This window comes from Catenulispora rubra (assembly GCF_015356825.1).
GTDB lineage: Bacteria > Actinomycetota > Actinomycetes > Streptomycetales > Catenulisporaceae > Catenulispora > Catenulispora rubra.
Map to the genome: position 1 here is coordinate 1 of NZ_JAACYW010000453.1, position 6,229 is coordinate 6,229.

At 70.2% G+C, this 6,229-nt stretch carries 6 protein-coding genes; 2 read left to right on the forward strand and 4 right to left on the reverse strand.

Annotated elements, in window-relative coordinates:
• Positions 1-114: 114 nt before the first annotated feature.
• Positions 115-1,146, reverse strand: a complete 1,032-nt coding sequence (locus GWK61_RS51900; RefSeq protein ID WP_194921583.1) for an APC family permease — start codon at positions 1,144-1,146, stop codon at positions 115-117.
• Between the two features lie 191 nt (positions 1,147-1,337).
• On the opposite strand from GWK61_RS51900, the gene speB reads away from it, so the two are divergent.
• Positions 1,338-2,351 (forward strand): agmatinase, encoded by a 1,014-nt coding sequence (gene speB / locus GWK61_RS51905; RefSeq protein WP_194921584.1) that lies wholly within the window; start codon positions 1,338-1,340, stop codon positions 2,349-2,351.
• A 103-nt stretch (positions 2,352-2,454) separates the two neighbouring features.
• Here the strand turns inward: speB and GWK61_RS51910 are convergent, their stop codons facing one another.
• From GWK61_RS51910 to GWK61_RS51920, 3 genes are all read right to left on the reverse strand, one after another.
• On the reverse strand, positions 2,455-3,171 hold the full coding sequence (locus tag GWK61_RS51910) for a DUF899 domain-containing protein (RefSeq protein ID WP_194921586.1): 717 nt from the start codon (positions 3,169-3,171) through the stop codon (positions 2,455-2,457).
• Positions 3,172-3,316: 145 nt separating this feature from the next.
• A complete protein-coding gene (locus GWK61_RS51915; RefSeq protein ID WP_194921588.1) occupies positions 3,317-4,696 on the reverse strand; it encodes a carboxylesterase/lipase family protein in 1,380 nt (459 codons plus the stop codon).
• A 34-nt stretch (positions 4,697-4,730) separates the two neighbouring features.
• Complete coding sequence (locus GWK61_RS51920) at positions 4,731-5,636, reverse strand: MBL fold metallo-hydrolase (protein WP_194921589.1); 906 nt, start codon at positions 5,634-5,636, stop codon at positions 4,731-4,733.
• A 133-nt stretch (positions 5,637-5,769) separates the two neighbouring features.
• Here GWK61_RS51920 and GWK61_RS51925 point away from each other — a divergent pair.
• Positions 5,770-6,229 (forward strand): helix-turn-helix domain-containing protein (locus tag GWK61_RS51925; RefSeq protein ID WP_194921590.1); only part of this gene is annotated, 460 nt, incomplete at its 3' end.

Consider the following 6,229-nt stretch of genomic DNA (forward strand, 5'->3'; position numbering starts at 1 on the left):
TGGCCGCTACCCGCCGCGAACGCGCCCGCATCCGCAGCGAGAAAGGCATCCGCTGGGGCGGACGCCCACTCACCACCGCAGCATGACAACACCCCTACCGGCAAACATGACCGGTCACCGCACTAGCCGCGCCGGCAGGGCTCCGTGCGCGGCCATCGACAGGACGGCGCGCGCCGTCGGCATGATCGTGGTCTGCGTCGAGGCCGCCGTGGAGGACAGCACGCACAGGATCATGAGCTTGCCGAGCGTGCTGCCGAACACCGAGTCGGCCAGCGCGCCCAGGACGTCGCCGCTGTTCTTGGCCAGGAAGTCCGGGCCGGCGTAGGCGAGGGTGGCGACGGCGACCACGAAGAAGACCGCGACGAGCATGAGCGTCGAGACGACGGCCGAACGGCCGGGAGTGCGTTCGGCGTCCTTGGTCTCCTCGTTGACGCTGACCGCCGCGTCCCAGCCCCAGTACACGAACACGGCCAGCAGGAAGGCGTCCGAGACGTCGGTGAAGGAGCCGGTGAAGGGGTTCAGCCAGGCCGCTGAGGGATGCGCGTGCCCGGTCATCGCGTGGCCGGTGCCGACCTTGACGAACGCCACGACGCACAGCGCGGCCAGGCCCAGGATCTCGATGACCAGGAGCACGAACTGCAGCCGCGCCGAGATCTCGATCCCGCGATAGCAGACGTAGGTCAGCGCCGCGATGAAGACGACGCCGACGCAGACCACCGGCGGTGTCTTCGCGGCCAGACCGTCGGCGCCGAACAGCAGCAGCGCGTAGCGTCCGACGACCTGCGCCAGGCTGGCCATGACGATGATGTCGGCGGCGATGATGCCCCAGCCGCCCATCCAGCCCGCGCCGGGCCCGAACGCGCGCCGCACCCAGGCGAAGGTGGTGCCGCAGTCCGGGTCGATCTTGTTCAGCTCGCGGAAGGCGACGGCGATGAACAGCATCGGGACGAAGGCGACGACGAACATCCCCGGCGTGTGGGTGCCGCTGATCGCCACGATCAGGCCGAGGGTGGCGGCGATGCTGTAGGCCGGGGCGGTGGAGGACACCGCGATCACGATGCTGGACAGCAGGCCGAGGGCGTCGGCCCGCAGGCCCTTGTCGAGGGTGCCGGCGTGCGGGGCGCCGGTCTGGAGCGCTGTGGCCATCTGACGTTCTCCTGGACGACTCGACGGTGTGACGCCCGGCACATCCGGGCTGGTGCCCGGAACTGTAACCACTTACTGTATGGCCGTACAGGTTTTGGATACGGTAACTTTCCGCGACCTAAGCCCCTCGCACAGCAACTCTCCGCACAGCGACTCTTCACACAGCAGCCCTTCGCACAGCAAGGAACACCATGGCCCGATACGGCGCGATGTTCGGCCCGGACATCACCTTCCTGGGAGTCGACCGCTGCGACCTGGCCAACGCCCCGTCGCTGGCCGGCGCGGACGTGGTCATCGTCGGCGCGCCCTTCGACGGCGGCACGACGCACCGTCCCGGCACGCGCTTCGGCCCCCAGGCCATCCGCCAGGCCTGCTACCTCCCGCACGACGGCTCCCGCCCGAGCCTCGCACTGCGCGTGGACGGCCTGCGCGACCTGCGGGTCCTCGACGCCGGCGACGTCGAGACGTACTCCGGCGACATCGAGACCTCGCTGGCGGCCATCGAGGCGGCGGTCCACACCATCGCCGCCTCCGGCGCGATCCCGGTGGTCCTCGGCGGCGACCACACCGTCGCCCTCCCCGACGCCACCGGAGTGGCCCGCCACCACGGCTTCGGCCGCGTCTCGATGATCCACTTCGACGCGCACGCCGACACCGGCGACATCGAGTTCGGCCACCTGCACGGCCACGGCCAGCCGATGCGCCGCCTGATCGAGTCCGGCGCCATCCGCGGCGACCGGTTCCTGCAGGTGGGGCTGCGCGGATACTGGCCGGAGCCGGAGACGCTGTCATGGATGGCCGAGCAGCGCATGCGCTCGTACGAGATGACGGAGATCGTCACCCGCGGCCTGCCGGCATGCCTCACCGAGGCCTTCGCCATCGCCACCGACGACTGCGACGGCGTCTATCTGTCCGTCGACATCGACGTCGCCGACCCCGGCCACGCCCCGGGCACCGGCACCCCGGAGCCGGGCGGCCTGTCCGGCCGCGACCTGCTCGATTCGGTCCGCCGCATCTGCTACGAACTGCCGGTCGTGGGCCTGGAGGTGGTCGAGGTGTCGCCGCCGTACGACCACGCGGACATCACCGCGGCCCTGGGCAACCGCGTGGTGTTGGAGGCGCTGTCGGCGATCGCCCGGCGGCGGGCCGACGCGGCCGGCGGGCCGCGTTGGGATCCGGCGCAACCGCTGCTCGACGGGCGGTGAAGGCTGTCCCTGCCCCTCTCCCTGTCCCGGAGAACGGCACCGCCGCCGCAACCCCAGTGGTCGCGGCGGCGGTGCTCACCAGTTCTTGCACGCCCGAAAGCGCTCAGTGGCAGTGATGCGCGGCGCCGTCGTAGCTGTCGTGGTGCGGGAACTCGTTGATGTACAACTGCCGTCCCAGCGGGGTCAGGTCGAGGTAGGTGTAGGTACCGACCAGCGTCTCGCAGCCGCGGGCATAGGCGGAGTAGGTGTGGAAGATCCGGTCGCCGTCCCGCACGAAGACGCTGACGCCGGGGTTGTCGCCGCTGAGGTTGTAGTCCAGGCCGTGCTCCTTCAGCTCGGCCTCGTTCCGGAAGTTGTACTCGATCGGAGCGATCTCCGGGTCGTTCGTCACGTGGAAGTCGAAGTTGAAGTCGGTGCCGTCGGAGGAGTACCACGGCGTACTCCACCCCATGCGCTTCTGGAACCGGTCGATGTCCGGCCACGGCGCGCGCGTCACCATGACCAGGTTCGTGTCGGTGGCGCCCAGATGCGCCGGGTGGCCCATGTTGTCGGCGACCATCGAGCAGCTCGAACACCCGGCGTCGCCCATCCACATGAAGTGGTAGACGATCAGCTGCCGCCGGCCGTCGAACAGGTCGGCCAACGAGGCCTGCCCGTCGCGGCCGACGAACGTGTAGGGCTTGACGATCTCGACCATCGGCAGGGCGCGGCGGCGCTCGGCGATCCGGTCCAGCATGGCGGTGGCCGCCTTCTCCTCCTGGAGCAGTGCGATCCGGGCTTCGCGCCATTCCTCGCGCGACGCGACGGCGGGCAGTTCCACGGCGGTCCCTCCTCGGGGCTTCGAGTGAATCAGGGTTCGTGAGTAAATCAGGGAACATATTCACTCAGAAGTTAATGATGCTCACGCTGCGTGGCAAGGAGCCGCCGACCGCCGGACACCGCCAGGCCCGTGCACGCCAGTTACATCAGCCCCCGAATACCTTCACCGACGGCTGTTCCTCCTGGTACGCGGCCCAGCCGGGATCGCCGTCACGGGCGAACGCGATCCAGGCTCCGTGCATCGCCTCGGCAAGACCCGCCGGTGCCGCGTCCGGACCGAGCAGACCGCTGTCGCCGTGAAGCCACGGCTCGTCGGCGAGGTCGAAGACGTACGGCAGCTCGGTGGTGTGCGTGGCCCCGAGTCGGCCGTCGAACGCCGTCGAGCGCTGGGCGAATGAGTACACGTATGTCCGGCCTCCCGAGATCCGAGAGTGCGCGGCCGCCAAACGCCTGGTTCCGGCGCCGAACAGTGCCTCACTGAGAGACGCCGAGCGCCGCTCACCTTCGGCGGAAGGCTCCATCTTGCCCTGGGGCACGAGATACAGGTTCCCCTCCTCGGTGTTGCTGCCGATGAGCACGGAGACCTCGGCGGCCGGTCCGTCGGCCAGCGCGTCAGCGGGCTGGACCGGCAGGACCAGGCTGAACGGACTCAACCCGAGCAGCGGGTCGCCGGCCATGGTCGTGCTCAGATCGAGTCCGGTCAGCTGCGGCAGGATGCTGAGAAAGCGCTCGTCCGGAATCTCAGCGAACTGCTCCGCCGTCGCCCCGACGCCGAGCGCCTTCGCCGCCGCCGCAGTCACGCGCGCGGCCTGCTCCGGCGTGAAGGCACCGGTGCCGCTGCCGCTCTGGACGATCGCGCGGCGGAACAGGCCCGCAGCCTCCGGCGTCGCGAGCAGCGCGCCGGTGATCGTCGCGCCCGCCGACTGCCCGAAGACGGTGACGTTGTCCGGGTCGCCGCCGAACGACGAGATGCTGTCGCGCACCCAACGCAGCGCGGCCAGCACATCGAGCAGTCCGCGGTTGGCCGGGGCGCCGGGAAGGTCGAGGAAGCCCGGGATGCCGACCCGGTAGTTCACCGTCACTAGGACGACTCCGTCGCGGGCGAAGGCCTTGCCGTCGTACAGCGCGGCGCGCGTGGAGCCGCTGACGAACCCGCCGCCGTGCACGAAGACCATGACCGGCCGCCTCGCGCCGTCTGCCGCGGGGGTGCGGACATCGACGGTCAGGTACTCCTCGCCCGGCACCCAGCCCGGTCCGAAGTAGGGCGTCATGTCGAGACGGCCGAAGGGACGCTCGGGCTGTGGTGCCGTCGGCGAGGGCTCGGTGGCGTCCCGGACGCCGGTCCAGCCGGGATGCGACACCGGCGCGGCGAAGCGTCGAGCGCCTTGGGGCGCCGTCGCGTAGGGGATGGCCCGGTACAGGTCGCCGAATCGGTCGCGCAGACCGCGCACGGCGCCGGCGGACGTCTCGACGACCGGGTGCTCGACGAGCGGGTGCTCAACAGCCGGGTGTGAGCCCTGGGACATGGGAAAACTCCTTTCGATCTCAGCGCTTCAGGCTTCAGGCGATGCGCGAGAATCCGGCCCACTGCTTGATCGCGAACGTCGAGCCGTCCCTGTCGACCTCCGCCGCGCCGTGGCCGCCCAGATGCGCGGGGAAGACGAGGGCGTTGCTCTCGGCGGCGCGACCGAGCAGCTTGTGCCTGGTCGCCCGCGCCTCAGCTGGGTCCTCGCAGAAGCAGGAGTTGGTGTCCGGCTCCATGAACTGCAGCGGGGTGTGGATCAGGTCCCCGACAAAGAGCGCGCGATCGCTACCGGACTCCAGCGTCAGCACCGACGAACCCGGGGTGTGGCCGGGCGCCGACTCCAGCCGCAAGTTTTTGTCGATCTGGTACGAGCCGTCCCACAGTTCGGCCAGTCCGGCCTGGTGCACCGGGACGACGCTGTCCTCGAACACGTTCTGGTTGCCGCGGCCGAAGACCGTTTCATGACCGTTGGCCGGGTTCCAGAAGTCGTAGTCCCGCTGCGGCATGAGGTACGTGGCGTTCGGGAAGATCGGCACCCACGTACGGCCGTCGAGGTAGGTGTTCCAGCCGACATGGTCGATGTGCAGGTGGGTGTTGATGACGATGTCGACGTCTTCGGGCCGAACACCGGCCGCCGCCAGGTTGTCGAGGTAGTCGGTGTCCAGGCGGCTCCAGCCCTGTGCGTACGGCCGGTCCTTGTGGTTGCCGACTCCGGTGTCGACCAGGATCGTGCGTCCTTCGCTGCGCAGCAGCCAGGACTGGAGCGCCGTGTGGCACTCGTTCGTCGCGGGGTCCCAGAAGTCCGGCTCAAGGACGGGGCGGTGCTGCCCCCAAGCCTCGTCGCGACCGTCCGGGAAGAACTCCGACGGAGCCATCCCGACTGAGCCGTAGTACTCCTTGACGCGAGCGACGGTGACGTCGCCGAGCGTGATCTGTTCCATGGTGTTCCTTGTCGATCGGGCGCATGGCCGGGTGCTCCGAGCTTGGGCGGTGCGGCCCGGGCCAACCAGCCCCGGCGTGTCCTACCCCTGCCAGGGAGTGGCTGCGTTTTCCGCCGCGGTGCAGACTGCACGTATGGACGGACCCGGCCCTGTGGGCGATTTCCTGCAGGCACGCCGGGCCCGACTCCGGCCGGAGGACATCGGGCTGCCCGCCTTCGGGCCCCGCAGGGTGGCCGGCCTGCGCCGCGAGGAGCTGGCGCAGCTGGCGGGCGTCAGCGCCTCATACTACACCCGGCTCGAACAGGGGCTGTCCCGCGGCGCCTCGCAGGAGGTGCTGGACGCCATCGCCCGCGCCCTGCACCTCAGCGACCACGAGCGCGACCACCTCACCCGGCTCGCCGACGCCTCCCGCCGCACGACCCGCGTCCGCCGCCCCCGCCCGGAGAAGGTCGCCGCCGAGACCTGGGACCTGATGCGCGCGATGGACGGCGTCCCGGCCCTGGTCCTCGGCCGCCGCACCGACGTCCTCGCCTGGAACACCCTGGGCCACGCCCTCCTCGCCGGCCACCTCGACCCCCTGGCGCCCCGCAACC